Annotated in this window: 15 protein-coding genes and 10 tRNA genes; 22 read left to right on the top strand and 3 right to left on the bottom strand. The window is 40.4% G+C overall.

The genetic code is table 11. The features are described 5' to 3' along the window. Positions 1-9 precede the first annotated feature (9 nt). The 3 genes from J8Z25_RS07430 to J8Z25_RS07440 all read right to left on the bottom strand — a co-directional run bounded on the left by J8Z25_RS07430 (position 10) and on the right by J8Z25_RS07440 (position 2,701). Positions 10-1,242 carry an anaerobic sulfatase maturase gene (locus J8Z25_RS07430; RefSeq protein WP_130051713.1) on the bottom strand — a complete coding sequence of 411 codons (1,233 nt, stop codon included), beginning with the start codon at positions 1,240-1,242 and terminating at the stop codon, positions 10-12. Between the two features lie 659 nt (positions 1,243-1,901). Further along, a tRNA-Pro gene (locus J8Z25_RS07435) sits at positions 1,902-1,978 on the bottom strand. 105 nt (positions 1,979-2,083) lie between these two features. Beyond that, positions 2,084-2,701 (bottom strand): arylesterase, encoded by a 618-nt coding sequence (locus tag J8Z25_RS07440; protein ID WP_130051712.1) that lies wholly within the window; start codon positions 2,699-2,701, stop codon positions 2,084-2,086. Between J8Z25_RS07440 and J8Z25_RS07445 the strand changes: the two genes are divergently transcribed. From J8Z25_RS07445 to J8Z25_RS07550, 22 genes are all read left to right on the top strand, one after another. Next, positions 2,702-3,421 (top strand): ABC transporter ATP-binding protein, encoded by a 720-nt coding sequence (locus tag J8Z25_RS07445; RefSeq protein WP_130051711.1) that lies wholly within the window; start codon positions 2,702-2,704, stop codon positions 3,419-3,421. Further along, positions 3,411-5,912: an ABC transporter permease gene (locus J8Z25_RS07450; RefSeq protein ID WP_250661924.1), complete on the top strand. Its 2,502-nt coding sequence runs from the start codon at positions 3,411-3,413 to the stop codon at positions 5,910-5,912. Before J8Z25_RS07445 ends, J8Z25_RS07450 begins: the two co-directional genes overlap by 11 nt. A 137-nt stretch (positions 5,913-6,049) precedes the next feature. Then, a complete protein-coding gene (gene ruvC / locus J8Z25_RS07455) occupies positions 6,050-6,574 on the top strand; it encodes a crossover junction endodeoxyribonuclease RuvC (RefSeq protein WP_250661925.1) in 525 nt (174 codons plus the stop codon). A 1-nt stretch (position 6,575) separates the two neighbouring features. Further along, a complete protein-coding gene (gene ruvA / locus J8Z25_RS07460; RefSeq protein ID WP_130051709.1) occupies positions 6,576-7,196 on the top strand; it encodes a Holliday junction branch migration protein RuvA in 621 nt (206 codons plus the stop codon). A 7-nt stretch (positions 7,197-7,203) separates the two neighbouring features. Further along, positions 7,204-8,208 (top strand): Holliday junction branch migration DNA helicase RuvB, encoded by a 1,005-nt coding sequence (gene ruvB, locus J8Z25_RS07465; protein ID WP_130051708.1) that lies wholly within the window; start codon positions 7,204-7,206, stop codon positions 8,206-8,208. Positions 8,209-9,189: 981 nt separating this feature from the next. Beyond that, a complete protein-coding gene (gene tolQ, locus J8Z25_RS07470) occupies positions 9,190-9,894 on the top strand; it encodes a protein TolQ (protein ID WP_130051707.1) in 705 nt (234 codons plus the stop codon). Further along, positions 9,881-10,306: a protein TolR gene (gene tolR / locus J8Z25_RS07475; protein ID WP_130051706.1), complete on the top strand. Its 426-nt coding sequence runs from the start codon at positions 9,881-9,883 to the stop codon at positions 10,304-10,306. The genes tolQ and tolR overlap by 14 nt, the downstream gene beginning before the upstream one ends. A gap of 1 nt (position 10,307) precedes the next feature. Next, on the top strand, positions 10,308-11,246 hold the full coding sequence (gene tolA, locus J8Z25_RS07480; protein ID WP_167658576.1) for a cell envelope integrity protein TolA: 939 nt from the start codon (positions 10,308-10,310) through the stop codon (positions 11,244-11,246). A gap of 9 nt (positions 11,247-11,255) precedes the next feature. After that, positions 11,256-12,614, top strand: a complete 1,359-nt coding sequence (tolB, locus tag J8Z25_RS07485; protein WP_178926866.1) for a Tol-Pal system beta propeller repeat protein TolB — start codon at positions 11,256-11,258, stop codon at positions 12,612-12,614. A gap of 34 nt (positions 12,615-12,648) precedes the next feature. After that, on the top strand, positions 12,649-13,188 hold the full coding sequence (gene pal, locus J8Z25_RS07490) for a peptidoglycan-associated lipoprotein Pal (RefSeq protein WP_130051703.1): 540 nt from the start codon (positions 12,649-12,651) through the stop codon (positions 13,186-13,188). Positions 13,189-13,200: 12 nt separating this feature from the next. Beyond that, positions 13,201-13,962, top strand: a complete 762-nt coding sequence (gene ybgF / locus J8Z25_RS07495; RefSeq protein ID WP_130051702.1) for a tol-pal system protein YbgF — start codon at positions 13,201-13,203, stop codon at positions 13,960-13,962. A gap of 168 nt (positions 13,963-14,130) precedes the next feature. After that, a tRNA-Lys gene (locus J8Z25_RS07500) sits at positions 14,131-14,206 on the top strand. A 62-nt stretch (positions 14,207-14,268) separates the two neighbouring features. Further along, positions 14,269-14,344: transfer RNA gene (locus J8Z25_RS07505), tRNA-Lys, on the top strand. Between the two features lie 55 nt (positions 14,345-14,399). After that, positions 14,400-14,475: transfer RNA gene (locus J8Z25_RS07510), tRNA-Lys, on the top strand. A 56-nt stretch (positions 14,476-14,531) separates the two neighbouring features. Next, positions 14,532-14,607, top strand: a tRNA-Lys gene (locus J8Z25_RS07515). 57 nt (positions 14,608-14,664) lie between these two features. Then, positions 14,665-14,740 (top strand) — tRNA-Lys (locus J8Z25_RS07520). Between the two features lie 58 nt (positions 14,741-14,798). Then, a tRNA-Lys gene (locus J8Z25_RS07525) sits at positions 14,799-14,874 on the top strand. A 51-nt stretch (positions 14,875-14,925) separates the two neighbouring features. Further along, a tRNA-Lys gene (locus tag J8Z25_RS07530) sits at positions 14,926-15,001 on the top strand. Between the two features lie 53 nt (positions 15,002-15,054). Next, a tRNA-Lys gene (locus J8Z25_RS07535) sits at positions 15,055-15,130 on the top strand. 129 nt (positions 15,131-15,259) lie between these two features. Continuing rightward, positions 15,260-16,300 (top strand): quinolinate synthase NadA, encoded by a 1,041-nt coding sequence (nadA, locus tag J8Z25_RS07540; protein ID WP_054561293.1) that lies wholly within the window; start codon positions 15,260-15,262, stop codon positions 16,298-16,300. Positions 16,301-16,450: 150 nt separating this feature from the next. Further along, positions 16,451-16,538: transfer RNA gene (locus J8Z25_RS07545), tRNA-Ser, on the top strand. Between the two features lie 94 nt (positions 16,539-16,632). Beyond that, positions 16,633-17,841 (top strand): DUF6538 domain-containing protein, encoded by a 1,209-nt coding sequence (locus tag J8Z25_RS07550; protein ID WP_178926867.1) that lies wholly within the window; start codon positions 16,633-16,635, stop codon positions 17,839-17,841. The last annotated feature ends 314 nt before the right edge of the window (positions 17,842-18,155 follow it).

Consider the following 18,155-nt stretch of genomic DNA (forward strand, 5'->3'; position numbering starts at 1 on the left):
TTATCCCTTTTAATTGTTAGAAGATTTCAGAATTAACGGACCATTTAATGCTTGCATGACATAACTAGCAGGGTAACCGTTAGCCAGTAATTGAGTCATAGCATGTAAATACTTTTGGATTGAGTTGAAAAAATGAAAATACCCGTCGCACAGAACATTCTCATACTCGCCAGTATCTGCAAGGTAACGATGTTTAGGGCAACCCCCATTACATAACTGACGAACATTACATTTTTTACATCGTTCAGATAAACGAGATTCTTTATTGAAAATATCTTTATTATTTGAAGCAATATCTTGAAAAGAACTCGTCATCACATTACCTATTTTTGACTCGGGATAAGCAACATGATCACAAAAATAAACGTCGCCATTAGCCTCTACGGCATAAGATGAGCCGCAATTTTTTGCGTGAATACAGTTAGGTGAGGGGTTACCAATATATTGAGTTAACGCCTGCTCAAAGTTTAAAATAAAAACCTTACCTACATCTTCTTTGATCCAAAGGTTAAATATATCGACAAGAAACTTTCCGTATTCCTTTGCATCTACAGCCCAAGAAAGTGGGTTATATTTATTTTGTTGGTAGGATTTAGCAGTAGAAAAAATGAGATTACTGGCAAAGTGCTGACCTCGAGATTGTTCATCTTTTGAGGGTAGTGATTCTACAACTGGGGAAAACTGAATATGTTTAATCTTATGCTTACGAAAAAAGGTATAAATTTCTTCACCATGTTGGCAATACTCTTTAGTAACACAAGCTAATACGTTGTATTGCACATTCATTTTCTGTAAAAGCTTAATCGCACTGAGGATCTCGTTGAATGCGCTCTTACCTTGTTTAGTACGGTATTTTGCTTGTAGCCATTCGGGGCCATCTAAGCTAATTCCTACAAGAAAGTTATTTTCTCTAAAAAAACGACACCAATCGTTATTCAATTTGGAGCCATTAGTTTGGATGGTGTTTTTAATAACTTTTTGGCCTGCATATTTTCTTTGAAATTCGACAGCTTTTTCAAAAAAATTAAGCCCAACCAATGTGGGTTCACCGCCGTGCCAAGCAAATTCAACCTCGGGTGTGTTTTGACTATTAATGTAATTACGTACGTATGCTTCGAGAGTATCCTGTTGCATCGACTTATTAGATTTCAGAAGGGTATCTTTCTCTAAGTAAAAACAATATTCACAATCGTAATTACATTTTGAACCTACAACCTTGACGGTGGTATGAAGTCCACTCATAAATATTCCATTATCATGTATGTACCTTTTAAGGTTAGTACGAATTTATTTTTATACAACTGATATATATAAAAATTATAATTTTTATTCACAGCATTTATATAAATTGATGTATGGAAAGAAGAAAGTTCAGAAAAATTTTTAGCCCTCAGAAAGCCCAAATTGATTAGTTATTTTTGAGGGTTTGAAAAACCTTTTAAAGTAAAAGGCAGTGTGGGTTTCCAGAGTTTTACAAATTTGGATGTGCGCAATACACAGGGAAGTCCAATTAATAGAACTTAATCAAACTTGAAAGTCGCGAAATTTCATGAGCGGAACCTGAGGCGTAACTCATTTTTGTCCAAAGGCGTGTTAGAGTGGCTGTCTGCTTCTCGTTCAAACCTATCAGTTAGGAGCAGTTCTATCCTAATTTTTAAAAGCATAAGCTCAGATATAAGGTGCTACAGTTCATTGCCCCTCTATTACAAATTTTTTTTCTGAAAAGCTTTTTATAAATTCTATCGTGAGGAAGGTAACAAAGGTGCCATTAGCTGTCTTCCTATATATCCCCCCAATCAACACCTAATCAAACCTAAAAATGAGAAAATAAATTTAGTTAAGTATGGTGCGATAAAGTAAATAGGTAAGTTAAGTAAATTATTGAATAGAGTGTAGAAAAATGGTCGGCATAGCAGGATTTGAACCTGCGACCCCTGACACCCCATGACAGTGCGCTACCAAGCTGCGCTATATGCCGACGTTGAAAGTCATAGTACGGCTTTTTTTATAAAAATCAATATCAGCGCAGTTCGATTGCCTGTTTATTGTTCAGGCAATCGGTATTAAATCAATGGGCTAGTGGTTAATCTAGCCAATCGTTGATCGTTTTGTACATAAAGTCGCGTATTAATGGTTGAGCATCGGCGTTAGGGTGGAGGTTATCGTTTTGCATAAGCTCAGGACGGCCTGCAATATTAAGCATGAAAAAAGGCATGAGCTCAGAATCTGTTTCATCAGCAATAGTTTTAAAGCTATCGGTGAAAAGTTTGGTATAACGCGGACCATAGTTTGGTGGAATTTGTACTTCCATTATGGCGGTTTTCGCCCCAATTTGTTGGCTTTTCGCTATTAAATCACGTAGGTTAGTTTGCAGGCGTTTAATAGGGAAACCACGTAAACCATCGTTTCCGCCAAGCTCAATAAGCACATGAGTGGGTTCAAATTCACTTAGTAACGCGTCGAGTCGTCTTAAGGCGCCGCCGGTAGTTTCACCACTAATACTAGCGTTTACTAAATATACAGATTGGTCTTTTTCATCGTACTTATCTTGTAACAATTTAACCCAGCCTTGTTCTTGTTTAAGGCCGTATGCGGCGCTTAAACTGTCACCTAAAATTAAAATTGTGTTGTCAGCTGCTGCCGTAAGTGGTTTGATTACTAACAGTAAAACGAATATAAAACGTAGGATTGGATGCATCATATGTCAGCGCTTTCTCAATTAAACATCATTCAAGTTAAAGGACTTTCTAAAACGGTCACCACGGTTGAGGGCAACTTGACCATCCTCAGTGACATCAGCTTTAATGTCAAGTCGGGTGACTCAGTTGCAGTAGTGGGCACCTCTGGTTCGGGTAAGTCTACTTTATTAAGTTTGTTAGCCGGACTTGACCAATCAACTAGCGGCAGTATTTATTTAGATGGTGCTGCTTTGCACGAATTAGGCGAAGAAGCACGCGCGGCACTTCGCGCCGAAAAAGTGGGGTTTGTGTTTCAGTCTTTCATGCTTGTACAAAGCTTAACAGCACTTGAAAACGTGATGCTACCGGCTGAACTTGCCGGTAGTAAAGACGCGAAACAGCAAGCGCTTGAGCTACTTGAAAAAGTAGGTTTAAGTCACCGTGTTGGCCATTACCCATCGCAATTATCTGGCGGTGAGCAGCAGCGTGTAGCTATTGCGCGTGCATTTATTGGTACACCGAAAATCTTATTTGCCGATGAACCATCAGCGAACCTTGATAGCAAAAACGGTAAATTAATTGAGTCATTATTATTTGAATTAAATAAAGAGCACGGCACGACACTTATTTTAGTAACGCATGATGAGCAGCTTGCACAAAAGTGTCAGCAAATTTTACACATTGAAGCAGGGCAGTTAGTAACTGTAAAAGAAAGCGAAGGAGTGCAAGCGAATGTGGGCTAAATTAGCACTAAAACTGTTTTCACGTGAGTTTAAACGCGGTGAGTTAACAGTGATCAGTGCAGCAATTGCCTTAGCTGTTCTCACTGTTTTAACACTGTCTATGGTTACCGACCGAATTGGTCAAAGTATTGAAGAAAAAAGCAGTGCCTTTATTGCTGCTGATCGCGTTTTAGCAAGTAACCATGCTTTACCTGCCGAGTTTTTAGAAAAAGCCAACCAAGAAAACTTACGTACCGCTAAAATAACCTATTTCGATACCATGTTATTTGCTGGTGACGAAATGCAGCTTGGCTCGGTGAAAGCGGTATCAAACACCTATCCGTTAAAAGGCGAGTTAAAAGTAAAAACTAGCCTGACTGATCAACCACAAGTAACTGCTGATATCCCAAGTCGTGGTGAAGTGTGGTTAAGTGAATCAGTGTTTTATGCGTTAAACATTAAAGTGGGCGATAAAGTAGAGCTTGGCGCTGCTACGTTTACTGCTAGTCATGTTGTAGCCGAAGAGCCTGATGCACCGTTTAATGTGTTTTCAAGCAGCCAGCGAATCTTAATTAATGAAGCAGACATAGCCGTTACAGAGGTAATTCAGCCGGGTAGTCGAGTGTTTTATCGTCAGCTTTATGCTGGCAGCAAAGACAATTTAGATACCTTCTATGCGTGGTTAAAACCACAAATGAAAGAAAACCAGCGTTGGTATGGTGTTAAAGACCGCCAGTCTCCTATTTCTAATAGTTTAAATCGTGCCGAGAGCTATCTATTGCTAGCTGGTTTACTTGGCATTATTTTAGCCGCTGTTGCTATTGCGGTATCGGCAAAACGGTATTGTGAGCGTCAATATGACCCGGTTGCCATGATGAAAACGCTGGGCGGAAGCCGCGCTATGATACGTAAAATCTATTTACTTCACTTGAGCCTTGTTTGTTCAATGTCGGTCATAGTTGGTTTACTGATTGGTTATGGCTTACAAGCAGTTGCAACAGATTATTTAGCACAGACCATGGGCACTGCACTACCAAGTGCATCTGCTAAACCGTGGATTATTGCTATTAGCACCGGCGTGATTTGTGCGGTAATGTTTTCTATTAAACCACTACTCGATTTATTTGATATTCCTCCGCTGCGCGTGTTGCGCCGTAATTTAGGCGACCGTTTATTGGTTAGTAAAGTACACTTGGCTATGTCGGCGCTTACTGTGTTTTTACTCATGTGGTTGTTTAGTAATAACATCAAAATAAGTGCCATTTTGTTTCTTTCAACTGCATTTTTAATCGCGGTGTTATTTGCTTTATCAAAGGTTATTTTTGGCGGTGGTCGCAAACTCGGTTTAAGCCCAGGTAATAGTTGGTCATTGGCTATAGCATCAATTCAAAAGCGTGCCAACGTTAATGCCGTACAATTAATTAGCTTTGCATTGGCTATAAAATTGTTACTGTTTTTAATTGTATTGAAGAACGACATGATCTCGGATTGGCAGTCACAGCTTCCAGAAAATGCACCTAATTCATTTTTAGTGAACATTACTGAGCAAGAACTAGAACCTATTACTAGTTTCTTAGCGCAAAATGATATGCCAACGTCTGATTTTTACCCTGTTGTTCGTGGCCGTGTAAACGCCGTTAATGGTGAGCTGGTTGCCCGCGAAGTATCGCAAGAAGATAACGAAAAGAAAGACGAAGAAGCTCGCTCTGGCATTGGCCGTGAGCTAAACCTAACTTGGCGCAAGGACTTGCCAAATCAAAACGAGCTTATCGACGGTGCATGGTTTAGTGAAAACTCAGTGGCTGAGGCATCGGTTGAAGAGTCTATGCTTAAACGCTTAGATGTAAAAATAGGTGATACGCTTACTTTCTTAATAGGTGCACAGTCTTTCGATGCAAAAATTACCAGTGTTCGAAAAGTTAACTGGACGACACTCAAACCTAACTTCTTTATTATTTTAAGTCCTGATGTGCTAGCCAGTTTTCCTGCTACTTATATTTCATCGGTGAATGTAAAAGCGGATAAAAAACGCGAATTTAATGAGTTAATGCGTCAATACCCAACAGTGAATGTGATTGATGTTGAAAGCTTTATTAAACAGATTCGCTCAACAATAGAGCAAGTATCATTAGCGATTGGTTTTGTACTAGCAATTGTCGTTGCCTGTGGAGCTTTAGTGCTTATTTCACAAGTACAAGCAAGTTTGGGTGAGCGTATGCAAGAGATTGTCATCCTAAGAACTTTAGGTGCTAAAGGGCGTTTAATTAAAAATGCCACCTTATATGAGTTTTTATTATTAGGGGTTACGGCAGGCTTAGTCGCTGCCATTGTCAGTGATATTGCTTTATTAATTGTACAAAAACAGATGTTCGAATTAGCAGGTAAATTCCATCCTCATATTTGGCTTATTGGCCCAGCAGTAGGAGGCCTATTTGTGGCATGTTTGGGTTATTTGATGATAGCGCGCACAATGCGAAAAAATACCCAAGGCTTATTACGCTCACTGGCATAAGATTCTAACTAAAAACGCGTTTATAAAATGCTCGCAATTGCGGGCATTTTTTATGAATTGCAATTGGTTACTGGTAATTTATACAGTGCTCTGGCATTATTAACACAGATAATAATGATAATAGATGGGTCAGTTAGTTGGCGATTATTTTAGGGATTGATCCTGGTTCACGATTAACAGGGTACGGCGTGATTGCTCACCAAGGTGCTAAGTTCACTTATTTAGGAAGTGGTTGCATAAAATTGGCAGAACACGATTTTCCTGTTCGTTTAAAAATGATTTACCAAGGGATCAGTCAATTGGTAGAGCAATTCTCCCCAGACAGCTTTGCTATCGAAAAAGTGTTTATGGCACATAACCCTGATTCGGCACTTAAACTTGGTCAAGCTCGTGGCGCTGCCATTGTTGGCGCTTCAATGGCTGAGCTGCCAGTTTATGAATATTCAGCAAGGCAAATCAAGCAAGCTGTTGTGGGTAATGGCGGAGCCGATAAGTCTCAAGTACAGCATATGGTAAAGAATATTTTAAAGCTGCCAGGCACACCTCAAGCCGATGCCGCTGACGCTCTAGCAATTGCTATATGTCATGCACACTCAGAACAAAATTTAATTAAACTTGCGGGCAGTGCGAGCAAAACCGTAAGAGGACGATTAAGGAAGTAATATGATTGGTCGATTAAATGGCTTACTTGTTGAAAAACAGCCGCCAGAAATTCTTATTGAAGTAAGTGGTGTAGGCTACGAAGTGCAAATGCCTATGACCTGCTTTTATGATTTACCCGCAGTAGGTGAGCAAGCGATTATTTATACCCATTTTGTGGTACGTGAAGATGCCCAGCTATTATTTGGTTTTAACAATAAAACAGAGCGCGCTTTATTTAGAGAGCTATTAAAGGCTAATGGCGTAGGGCCAAAGTTAGGACTTGCGATTTTATCGGGTATGTCAGCACAGCAATTTGTAAGTTGTGTAAACAATGAAGATGCAACCACACTGGTTAAACTTCCGGGGGTTGGTAAAAAAACTGCTGAGCGCTTAGTACTCGAAATGAAAGACAGACTGAAAGATTGGGGTAATGACTTATTTACACCATTTAGCGATAATGCCGTCATTGAGCCTGCAAGTGATGATACCCTAGTGGCAAATAATGCTGCCGATGATGCAGTGTCTGCACTTGTGGCATTAGGTTATAAGCTACCGCAAGCACAAAAAGCGGTGAAAGCAGTGAACAAACCAGATATGACGACAGAGGTTCTAATTAAAGAAGCTCTAAAATCAATGTTGTGAGTAAACCATGATAGAAGCAGATCGCTTAATAGATGCGAGTGAACAAAGTAACGAAGACAGTGTTGATCGTGCCATACGGCCAAAACTGTTAACAGATTACACAGGCCAGCCGCATGTTAAGCAACAAATGGAAATATTTATCGAGGCGGCTCGCCATCGTGGCGAAGCCTTGGATCACCTATTAATATTTGGTCCACCGGGTCTTGGTAAAACCACACTTGCAAACATTGTTGCCAACGAGCTTAACGTTAATATTAAAACAACGTCAGGGCCAGTACTCGAAAAAGCTGGCGATTTAGCTGCTCTTTTAACTAACCTTGAAGAAGGTGACGTACTTTTTATTGACGAAATTCACCGCTTGAGCCCGCAGGTCGAAGAGATTTTGTATCCAGCAATGGAAGACTATCAGCTGGATATTATGATCGGTGAGGGCCCAGCCGCACGTTCAATTAAACTTGATTTACCGCCATTTACTTTAATAGGTGCGACAACCCGTGCAGGTTCACTCACCTCACCACTGAGAGACCGTTTTGGCATAGTGCAGCGTTTAGAATTTTATTCGGTTGAAGATTTATCAAAAATAGTTGCTCGTTCAGCAAGATTTTTAGATTTAACTATGTGCAATGAAGGAGCCACAGAAATAGCCAAGCGCTCACGTGGCACACCGCGAATAGCGAACCGTTTGTTACGCCGTGTTCGTGATTACACGCAAGTTAAATCTGACGGTAAAGTTAACGCATCGGTTGCAGAGCAAGCCCTCGATATGATTGATGTCGATAAAAGCGGTTTTGACTACATGGATAGAAAATACCTATTAGCTATTATCGAAAAATTTATGGGCGGCCCAGTTGGCCTTGATAACCTTGCAGCTGCAATAGGCGAAGAAAAAGAAACGATAGAAGATGTAATAGAACCGTTTTTAATTCAACAAGGCTTTATACAACGTACCCCGCGCGGACGACTTGTATCAGACATCGCTTACTTGCACTTTGGACTAACCCCAGATAAATAACAAAACTCAGGTTAGTTACAAAAGCTTTAAGTTATAAGTATTAAGCAGCTCGAGAGGGCTGCTTTTTAATAGAGATAAGTTGACTTTTTAAATGGCAATATAGATTTTACCGCATACCGCATACCGCATACCGCATACCGCATACCGCATACCGCATACCGCATACCGCATACCGCATACCGCATACCGCATACCGGCAAGAGTCATCTAACACCTGTAATTCACATGCTGTTAAGTTTTTGATAGGTATTCTCGTTGACGTTTGCGCAGGCAAAAAAAAGCCCGCATAAGGATGCGGGCAAACAACAAGTTGAAGGAAGTAATTCAGGGAACTAGGGTCTACTAAAAGAAGGTTTTATCCTGATTTCAGTAAACCTAGAGCAATACGAAACTTCATATTGCTAAAAACGGAGCTTAATGAAAGAAACTTTCATGAGGTTGCTAGCTCGGTATAGGTAAATAATACGCAATGATGGATTTTTCTTCAAACTAGAAAAATTTAATTTTCAGATTAAAAAAACTAATGTGAGCAAAAAATTCTATTGTTTTCTTTTTGTTCGCTTTGTGGTTATTTTCTCTTTAACTGCATGAATAGAGTGGTTTTTATAAAATTCATATTCTGTATTCAGGATTAGTTTAAGTATTCTGTAGTAGATTTGCAAAAGTACTTTTGGGTGTTTATGCGTAATTTATGAATAAACGTCGTGTTTTTGATTGTTTTGGTTGCTTTTAAGCGTCACTCTAGTGACTTATTATTAAGGTAAAAATATGCATAAAAGTATTTGTAAAATTCAATCTGGCTAAAAAATAACTAAGCAAATTGCTTTTTACCGTTATTTGCCGCTAATTCACAGCAAGAGCGTTGTCAGTTCATAATTGACTAGATACACTAGTTGTAACTTTTGGCCATGTTTGTGGTCAATAAATACAAGTGTAAAAAATATAACAAATTACATAGAAATCTATTTTTAGGAGTTTAACGTGGGATCAGGGCTTAACTTTTTAGATCTTATTCTAGAAGCCAGTGTACTTGTCCAGCTAGTAATGTTGGCATTAGTCGGCATGTCGGTAATGTCATGGGCAATTATTTTTCAACGTAAAAAAGCGATTTCTGATGCACTTAATGGCGCTAAGCGCTTTGAGCAAAAGTTTTGGTCAGGAATAGACTTAAGTAAATTATATAATGAAGTTTCAGCTCGTCCTGGTGGCGCATCAGGTGTTGAAGCATTATTCGTTGCTGGTTTTAAGGAGTTTGCACGACATAAGAAAAATTCACCGCAAAGTGCAAGCATCGTAATGGAAGGCACACATCGTTCAATGCGTGTTGCGTTGTCACGCGAAGTTGAAAAACTAGAATCAAGTTTATCGTTTTTAGCGACAGTGGGTTCAATTAGTCCTTATATCGGCCTTTTTGGTACGGTGTGGGGTATCATGAACGCATTCATTGCATTAGGTGAAGTTAAGCAAGCAACTTTACAAATGGTTGCGCCGGGTATCGCCGAAGCACTTATCGCAACAGCGATGGGTTTATTCGCTGCAATCCCTGCAGTTATTGCGTACAACCGTTTTGCAAACAAAGTAGAAAAGCTTGAAGGTAATTACATTAACTTCATGGAAGAGTTCGCCAATATTTTACACCGCCAAGCAGCTGCGCAAATAGAGGCTAAAGCGAATGTATCAGCGTAAGAAACGTCGCCCAGTAGGTGAGATAAATGTAGTTCCTTACATTGATGTAATGTTGGTACTACTTATTATATTTATGGCAACTGCACCACTGATTACCCATGGTGTAAAAGTGGACTTGCCGAAAATGGAAGAATCGGATCTTGTAGATACCAAAGATACACCACCTATCATTGCGTCAATTGATGCTGAAGGTAAGTACTATGTAAGTATCGGCACTGATCCAGAAGCTCCTATGGAAGCAATTGATGTAGCTGCTGTTATAAAATTACAACTTCAGAAAAACCCCGATACTCCGGTTATGATAAAAGGTTCTGGTCGTGTTTCTTATCAAGAAGTGTTGCTGTTAATGGACTTTTTGAAAAATGCCGGTGTGCCTTCAGTGGGTCTTATGACTGAGTCATTTGAGGGTTAGTATGCGTGAATCAGTAATAAAGTCGCTTCTATTGCACCTTGGTATTATTGTTTTCTTAGTCGTATCAGCGAACTTTCATATGCCAGCTCCTAAGGTAATGGAAGTGACATTGAATCCGGCTATGCCTGAACCAGAAAAAGCGGTTTCTGCAGTAACGGTTGATCAACAAAAGGTTGAGCAGAAAATTGCTGAACTTAAAAAGCAAGAAGAAGCAAAAAAACAAGCCGAAGCAAAGCGAATTCGAGATCTTGAACGTCGTGCAAATGACGCACGTAAGCAACGCGAAGCTGAAGACCGTCGTCTTAAAAAGTTAGAGCAACAACGCCGAGCGAAAGAGAAAGAAAAAGCAGAAGCTGAAGCACAAGCGAAGAAAGCACGTGAAATACAAGAGAAAGAACGTGCCAAAGCTAAGCAAGCTGAAAAGCAAAAGCAAGAAGCTGAAGCCGCAGCAAAAGCCGCAGCTGAAAAACGTAAAGCTGAAGAAGAGGCGTTAAAGAAAGCGGAAGCAGAGCGCAAGCGTAAAGCTGCTGAAGCTGAAGCTGAACGCAAACGTAAAGAAGCTGAAGCAGAGCGTAAACGTCAGCAGGCATTGCAAGAACAAATGCTGCAAGAGCAGTTAGCTGCTGAGCAGGCTGCACGAAATAAAATACGTCAGCAACAAGTCTTGAGTGAAGTTGATAAATATAAAGCGTTAATTATGGCGCGTATTCAACAAACTTTACTTATTGATGAAAAAATGAAGAATAAGCAATGTCGCGTTAATATTCGCCTTGGTTTTAACGGGTTAGTAACTCAAGTAAAATCACTTGGTGGTGATAAATTAGTGTGTGAAGCTGCTCTTCGTGCTGTCCGTATGGCCGATACACTACCAGTTTCGCCTGATAAAGATGTTTTCGAGCAACTGAAAAATATTAACTTAACAATTAAGCCAGAATTCTAAAGGAATGATATGTTCAACCAGATAAAAACAGCATGTTTTATTGTATTACTGGGCTTTCATGGCATTGCCAGTGCTGCACTAGAAATTGTTATCACTGAAGGTATTGATGGAGCACGCCCAATAGCGGTTGTTCCATTTAAATACCAGGGCGTTGGTCCCATCCCTGAAAAATTGAGCACCGTTATTGCAGCTGATTTGATGCGTAGTGGTAAATTTAAACCTATTGATGTGACAAGTATGCCTCAATTACCCGGCAAAGATGCTGATGTAGATTATGGTGCATGGGTCAATCAAGGTGTTGAAGCGGTACTTGTTGGTCAAGTTGAGCAACAACCGGGTGGACGTTACTTAGTAAAGTATGAGCTTATCGATGTGATCCGTGGTCAAATTACAGGCGGCGAAACGCAAATGATGAGTAATGGTCAATTAGTGAAGAGCCAAGACCATGTATTAGATGCTCGTGAGAGTGTTATATCTGAAACAGGGTTTCGCCGTTATGCGCACCGTATTAGCGATGTAGTTTACGAAGCGCTTACGGGTGAAAAAGGTGCATTTTTAACAAAAATTGCTTACGTTATTGTACGTGATAATGAACCGAAGCCTTATCAACTCGTTGTTGCTGACTATGATGGCTACAATGAGCAAGTATTGCTTCGTTCTAAAGAGCCACTTATGTCCCCAGCTTGGTCACCAGATGGTACTAAGCTTGCGTATGTAACCTTTGAAAATCGTCAAAGCCAAATTTACATTCAAGATTTGTATACGGGCAAACGTGAGTTAATCACAAGCCATCCAGGTATTAATGGTGCACCACAGTTTTCACCTGATGGTAAAAAACTATTATTAGTACTTTCAAAAGACCGTAACGGTGCAACAGAAGTCTATGTTTTAGACCTTGCAACTCGCAAAGAAAAGCGTTTAACAAATCATCGTAGTATCGATACAGAGCCTTCTTGGTACCCAAATGGGCAAGATATCGTGTTTACGTCTGAAAGGGGTGGTAATGCCCAGATTTATAAGTTAAATTTGCAAACTGGTAGAGCAAAACGTATGACGTTTGATGGTGATATGAATTTAGCAGGTTCGATTTCACCAGACGGAAAAGAATTAGTGATGGTGAATCGTACTAACGGTCAATACCATCTTGCTAAAAAAGAGCTAGCTACAGGTGCGTTTCAAGTATTAACAAGAACTCGCCTAGATGAATCGCCGAGTATCGCTCCAAACGGTTCGATGATTATCTACAGCACGCTTCATAATAATAAACAGGTGTTGGCGTTAGTGTCTATGGACGGTCGCTTTAAAGCTCGCTTACCTGTGCTAGATGGACAAGTTAAGGCGCCAGCTTGGTCGCCTTATTTACAGTAATTTTACTGGTTTACTCAATATAGGAATCAATTCAATGCAACTTAATAAAACTTTAAAAGGCCTGCTTATTGCTGTGCCAGTGATGACATTAGCGGCGTGTAGCTCTTCTTCAGGTGTTGATGAGGGTGCTGCAAACCAATCTAACCAAGGTATGGTTGAGCAATCAAACACTGATACTGTTGAAGTTGCAACGCTTACTCCAGAGCAACAAGCTGAAGAAGCACTTCGTGAAAAGTACGAAGCGTTACGTCAAGAGCAAATCATCTACTTTGGTTTTGATAACGCAAAAATCCAAAGCAAATACGCGGAGCTTTTACAAGCACACGCAGAATTCTTAGTACAAAACCCATCAGTTAAAGTACTAATCGAAGGTCACGCTGATGAGCGCGGTACGCCTGAGTACAACATCGCACTTGGTGAGCATCGTGGTCAAGCAGTAGAAAAATACCTACAAAGCTTAGGTGTTTCTGCTAGCCAAATGTCAGTAGTGAGCTATGGTGAAGAGAAGCCAATGGTTAAGTCTCGCACTGAAGAAGCGTTCGCGAAGAATCGTCGCGCAGTATTAGTTTACTAATAAAGAGTCATTATGAAGCCGAAAATTATTTTGGCAGCAATGATCTTAAGCGGGAGCACCCAGTTATGGGCTGCTCCCGCTCCTGTTTCAGAAGCTGCAAGCTCGCAATCGAGCATTGAAAAGCGTTTAATCGCATTAGAAAACATGATGAAGTCACGTAATTTATTGCAAGCTGAGCTTCAGCAACAGCTCAATATCTTACAAGACGAAGTGAGCCAAGTTCGTGGTATTACTGAAGAGCAAAGTTACAAGCTTGAAAAAGTACTTCAGCGTCAGCGTGAGCTTTATCAAGAGATTGAAAACCGAGTCAGCCAAGCTTATAGCCAGCCCGCTGCCGCACAAACTCAACCTACTAACTCTTATACGGATGTAGGTGCATCACAGGCAATTAGTTCAGATTTATCTGAAAATGAAGCCTATGAGCGTGCAGTGGCGTTAATAATGAAAGATAAACGTTATGAGCAAGCAATTCCGGAGTTTCAAACATTCTTAACTACTTACCCTAATTCAGTATATGCATCTAATGCACATTATTGGTTAGGTCAGCTATTAACAATTCAAAACGATCAAGCAGGTGCGACTGAGCATTTCAAAGTAGTTGTGAATGAATACCCTAATTCTAATAAACGCCCAGATGCGATGTTAAAGTTAGGAAACTTATTAGCGGAGCAAGGTTTAGGCGAACAAGCCCTTAAAACCTTTAATGATTTAATTAATCAGTACCCAAGTACCACCGCTGCAAAATTAGCCACAGAACGTCTGTCGCAAATGTAGTTTTGACCTGATTAGACTGCTTTTTGACATAAGCGGTCTAAAATTAGGCAACTAGACATAAAAACTTAAAAAAAGAGATATTTTCTGTTGCACTCAGCATTTAAATAAGTATTATAAGCGCCCGCAGCAGGCGATTGGTAACAACAGCCGAAATGCGGAAAAAAGAGCGGGTCATTAGCTCAGTTGGTAGAGCAGTGGACTTTTAATCCATTGGTCGATGGTTCAAGTCCATCATGACCCACCATTCTTTCAGAATGGTAATCTTTAATCGACGGATTTACGTATAGCTTTTAAAAGCATTAGAGCGGGTCATTAGCTCAGTTGGTAGAGCAGTGGACTTTTAATCCATTGGTCGATGGTTCAAGTCCATCATGACCCACCATTCTTTGAATGGTTTTCTATCGGCGGATTTACGTAGCTTTTATAAGCATCAGAGCGGGTCATTAGCTCAGTTGGTAGAGCAGTGGACTTTTAATCCATTGGTCGATGGTTCAAGTCCATCATGACCCACCATTCTTTGAATGGCTTTATATCGGCGGATTTACGCAGCTTTTTATAAGCGTCAGAGCGGGTCATTAGCTCAGTTGGTAGAGCAGTGGACTTTTAATCCATTGGTCGATGGTTCAAGTCCATCATGACCCACCATTCTTTTTGAATGGTCTCATATCGGCGGATTTACGCAGCTTTTATAAGCATCAGAGCGGGTCATTAGCTCAGTTGGTAGAGCAGTGGACTTTTAATCCATTGGTCGATGGTTCAAGTCCATCATGACCCACCATTCTTTTTGAATGGTCTTATATCGGCGGATTTACGCAGCTTTTTATAAGCAACAGAGCGGGTCATTAGCTCAGTTGGTAGAGCAGTGGACTTTTAATCCATTGGTCGATGGTTCAAGTCCATCATGACCCACCATTCTTCGAATGGTTCTATATCGGCGGATCTACGCACCTTAATATCCAGAGCGGGTCATTAGCTCAGTTGGTAGAGCAGTGGACTTTTAATCCATTGGTCGATGGTTCAAGTCCATCATGACCCACCATTCTTTTTGAATGGTCTCATATCGGCGGATTTACGCATCTTAATATCCAGAGCGGGTCATTAGCTCAGTTGGTAGAGCAGTGGACTTTTAATCCATTGGTCGATGGTTCAAGTCCATCATGACCCACCATTCCTGATTTATCTTTTCTTTCTAAGTTATCCTTTATTTATCTTAACAGCACACAGCAATACTGTTCTTTAGCTTAAGATTCTCGTATAATTCGCGCCATGAATGCACTGTGGACTAAGTGGTCGAGAAATGAGTCTAGCTGAACAAATTATGCCTGAAGATTATATCTTCCCTCCAAAGCCTGCACCGTTATCAAAAGACGAGCAAGCAGAGTATAAGGCACGTATCAAACAATTATTAAAAGACAAGAACGCGGTTCTTGTTGCCCATTATTACACTGATCCTGAAATTCAAGCACTAGCTGAAGAAACAGGCGGTTGTGTTGCTGACTCGCTAGAAATGGCGCGTTTTGGCGCTAAGCACGACGCAGATGTAATTGTGGTAGCCGGTGTTCGCTTTATGGGCGAAACAGCAAAAATCCTAACGCCAAATAAAACAGTTGTTATGCCAACGCTTGCTGCAACTTGTTCATTAGACGTAGGTTGCCCAATTGAAGAATTCTCAGCGTTTTGTGATCAGCACCCTGATCGCAAGGTAGTAGTGTATGCAAATACATCAACAGCTGTGAAAGCCCGTGCAGATTGGATTGTTACTTCTTCATGTGCTCTAGAAATCGTTGAGCACCTTGATGAGCAAGGCGAAAAAATCATTTGGGGTCCAGATAAACACTTAGGTTCTTACATTCAAAAGAACACAGGTGCAGACATGATCATGTGGAATGGCGCCTGTATCGTTCATGACGAGTTTAAAACCAAAGCACTTAAGGATATGAAAGCCTTACACCCAGATGCGGCTGTATTGGTTCACCCAGAGTCTCCTGCGGAGATTGTAGCCTTAGCTGATGCGGTTGGTTCAACAAGCCAACTTATTAAAGCTGCGCAAACTATGGACAATAAAAAGTTCATCGTAGCGACTGACCGAGGCATTTTCTACAAAATGCAGCAGTTATGCCCAGAGAAAGAGTTCTTTGAAGCACCAACAGCCGGTGAAGGCGCAACCTGTAAAAGCTGCGCACATTGCCCGTGGATGGCAATGAACGGCTTAAAAGCGATTGAAGAAGCACTGACAGACCCTGAGGGTAAAGAAGTATTTGTAGATATGGATTTACGCGAAGGCGCATTAAAGTCGCTTAACCGTATGTTAGATTTCTCAGCAACGCTTCAACGTTGAGAGCGAATCGTCTATATATACAAAAGGCAAGGTCTATACCTTGCCTTTTTTGTTTGATTACTAATCACTTAACCACCGTATTTTAAAAAGCCCTTGCGTCTATAGGGTTGTTTTCATACTATAACGCCGCGCTAAACTATAAGCGCCTAAGGTGACGTGTCCGAGTGGCTGAAGGAGCACGCCTGGAAAGTGTGTATACGGCAACGTATCGAGAGTTCGAATCTCTCCGTCACCGCCATCCTACCTCAAAGCCTTTTATCCTGTGATGCCCATGTTTATTGGCCTGCAGGGAAATCACTACATCTTCAAACTGGTACAAAAGGTTAGTACAAATGGGAATTACGGCTTCTCCACAAAGACACCCAAAATCGGGTATTTATTATTTTAGAATGGGAGTTCCTAAAGACCTCCGTTCAACTATAGGTAAACGTGAATTCAAGGCATCTTTAGGTACGACTAACTTAAGCGAAGCAAAACGTTTACACAGTGAGCATTATCAACAAGCATTGCATAAGATTGAATTAGCCAAGTTAAAACTCACTGGTGAGGCTAATGTTGCGCTTAATTACAAAGATTGTGTGATCATTGCAGAACGTTGGTACGAATATTCAAAGGTTAAAGCTGATAATTCAAAGGGACACAATTATCACTTAGTTAAAACTTTTAATAATGGTTTAAAAGATACAATTAATGCTAAAGGAAAGATAACGACAGAAGTAGTTAGATATGAAACAGATTTTGGGCTTTCTGACACTTTATCAATTTCAGGCAAAGATCTCGACTCAGCTTCAGAGCAGCAACTGAATGAGCTAGCTGAAGATTTAAAAGATGAAATTGATACCCAATTGAAACGTGAAGATATTGTTTTACCATTTCCTAGCGCTAGTTACAGGCAGTTAGCTGTTGCATTCTACCCTTACTTGATAAAGCTTGAGCAGTTGTGTAGAGCTCGATATAAAAATGATTATGGATATGAACCAGTTGAGATTAAGGTAGCTAAAGAACCACTGTCTTTTGAAATATCACCAAGGACACCCGTCTATAGTAAAATCACTAATGTAAGTAAAGATAGTCTTTCAACAGTATCAAAAGAGTTTTTCAAGTCAGAAAAGATCAAACACAAAGGCTCTCTGAGCCGCGTGAAGACACTTAATGAAACAACCCTTAAGGTTGATCGCTTTATAGAAATTATTGGTGACAAGAACATTGCAGATATCTCTCGTAGTGATGTAATGGCCTTCCGTGATACCTTATTACAATTACCTAAATCGAAAAATAAAAGTATTCGTAGTAAGCCAATAGAAGACCAAATTAACCTTGTTAAAACAGAGTCTCTAGATACTATTTCCGCTTCAACTGTTAAAAACTCATTGCGTCAGCTATCTACAGTTTTCTCATATGCAGTAGATTTAGAGCTTATATCTAAAAACCCTGTATTTGGTGTAAAAGTAAGTACATCCCTAAGGAAAACTGAAGTAGAAGAGGGCAAGGGGTATACGGATAAAGAAATAGAACGTCTGTTTACTACTGAATGCTTTTAATCCCCCCCCTTTGGAAGTTTCCACTAATGGTGCATTATCGAAGGGTAGCCCCCCTAGGGGGGAGGGGTGGAGGTAATAGGTTACCTTAGCGATTGCATCGGGTCACTGCGTTTACACAATATGTGTTTTACTTTTCGTCTATTTTGTTCGTGATCCTAACTTAACCTTCAGGGTGTTCATTTTTGGCATCTTGCCGTTATTGAACACCTTGAGCTTCTTCAGGTTGCCCATTTTCGGCCATTGGCTGATTTTGGACAGACTCTTCAGGGGCTTCTCCAAGGTGTCCAATTTCCGCATCATGCGGTTTGAATCCA

This window comes from Pseudoalteromonas sp. SCSIO 43101, assembly GCF_023650775.1.
GTDB lineage: Bacteria > Pseudomonadota > Gammaproteobacteria > Enterobacterales > Alteromonadaceae > Pseudoalteromonas > Pseudoalteromonas apostichopi.

Excerpts from the sequence above, each read along its gene's own strand:
- J8Z25_RS07430 (WP_130051713.1), bottom strand. The coding sequence starts at position 1,242 with ATGAGTGGACTTCATACCACCGTCAAGGTTGTAGGTTCAAAATGTAAT.
- J8Z25_RS07440 (WP_130051712.1), bottom strand. The coding sequence starts at position 2,701 with ATGATGCATCCAATCCTACGTTTTATATTCGTTTTACTGTTAGTAATC.
- J8Z25_RS07445 (WP_130051711.1), top strand. The coding sequence starts at position 2,702 with ATGTCAGCGCTTTCTCAATTAAACATCATTCAAGTTAAAGGACTTTCT.
- J8Z25_RS07450 (WP_250661924.1), top strand. The coding sequence starts at position 3,411 with ATGTGGGCTAAATTAGCACTAAAACTGTTTTCACGTGAGTTTAAACGC.
- ruvA (WP_130051709.1), top strand. The coding sequence starts at position 6,576 with ATGATTGGTCGATTAAATGGCTTACTTGTTGAAAAACAGCCGCCAGAA.
- ruvB (WP_130051708.1), top strand. The coding sequence starts at position 7,204 with ATGATAGAAGCAGATCGCTTAATAGATGCGAGTGAACAAAGTAACGAA.
- tolR (WP_130051706.1), top strand. The coding sequence starts at position 9,881 with ATGTATCAGCGTAAGAAACGTCGCCCAGTAGGTGAGATAAATGTAGTT.
- tolA (WP_167658576.1), top strand. The coding sequence starts at position 10,308 with ATGCGTGAATCAGTAATAAAGTCGCTTCTATTGCACCTTGGTATTATT.
- tolB (WP_178926866.1), top strand. The coding sequence starts at position 11,256 with ATGTTCAACCAGATAAAAACAGCATGTTTTATTGTATTACTGGGCTTT.
- pal (WP_130051703.1), top strand. The coding sequence starts at position 12,649 with ATGCAACTTAATAAAACTTTAAAAGGCCTGCTTATTGCTGTGCCAGTG.
- ybgF (WP_130051702.1), top strand. The coding sequence starts at position 13,201 with ATGAAGCCGAAAATTATTTTGGCAGCAATGATCTTAAGCGGGAGCACC.
- nadA (WP_054561293.1), top strand. The coding sequence starts at position 15,260 with ATGAGTCTAGCTGAACAAATTATGCCTGAAGATTATATCTTCCCTCCA.
- J8Z25_RS07550 (WP_178926867.1), top strand. The coding sequence starts at position 16,633 with ATGGGAATTACGGCTTCTCCACAAAGACACCCAAAATCGGGTATTTAT.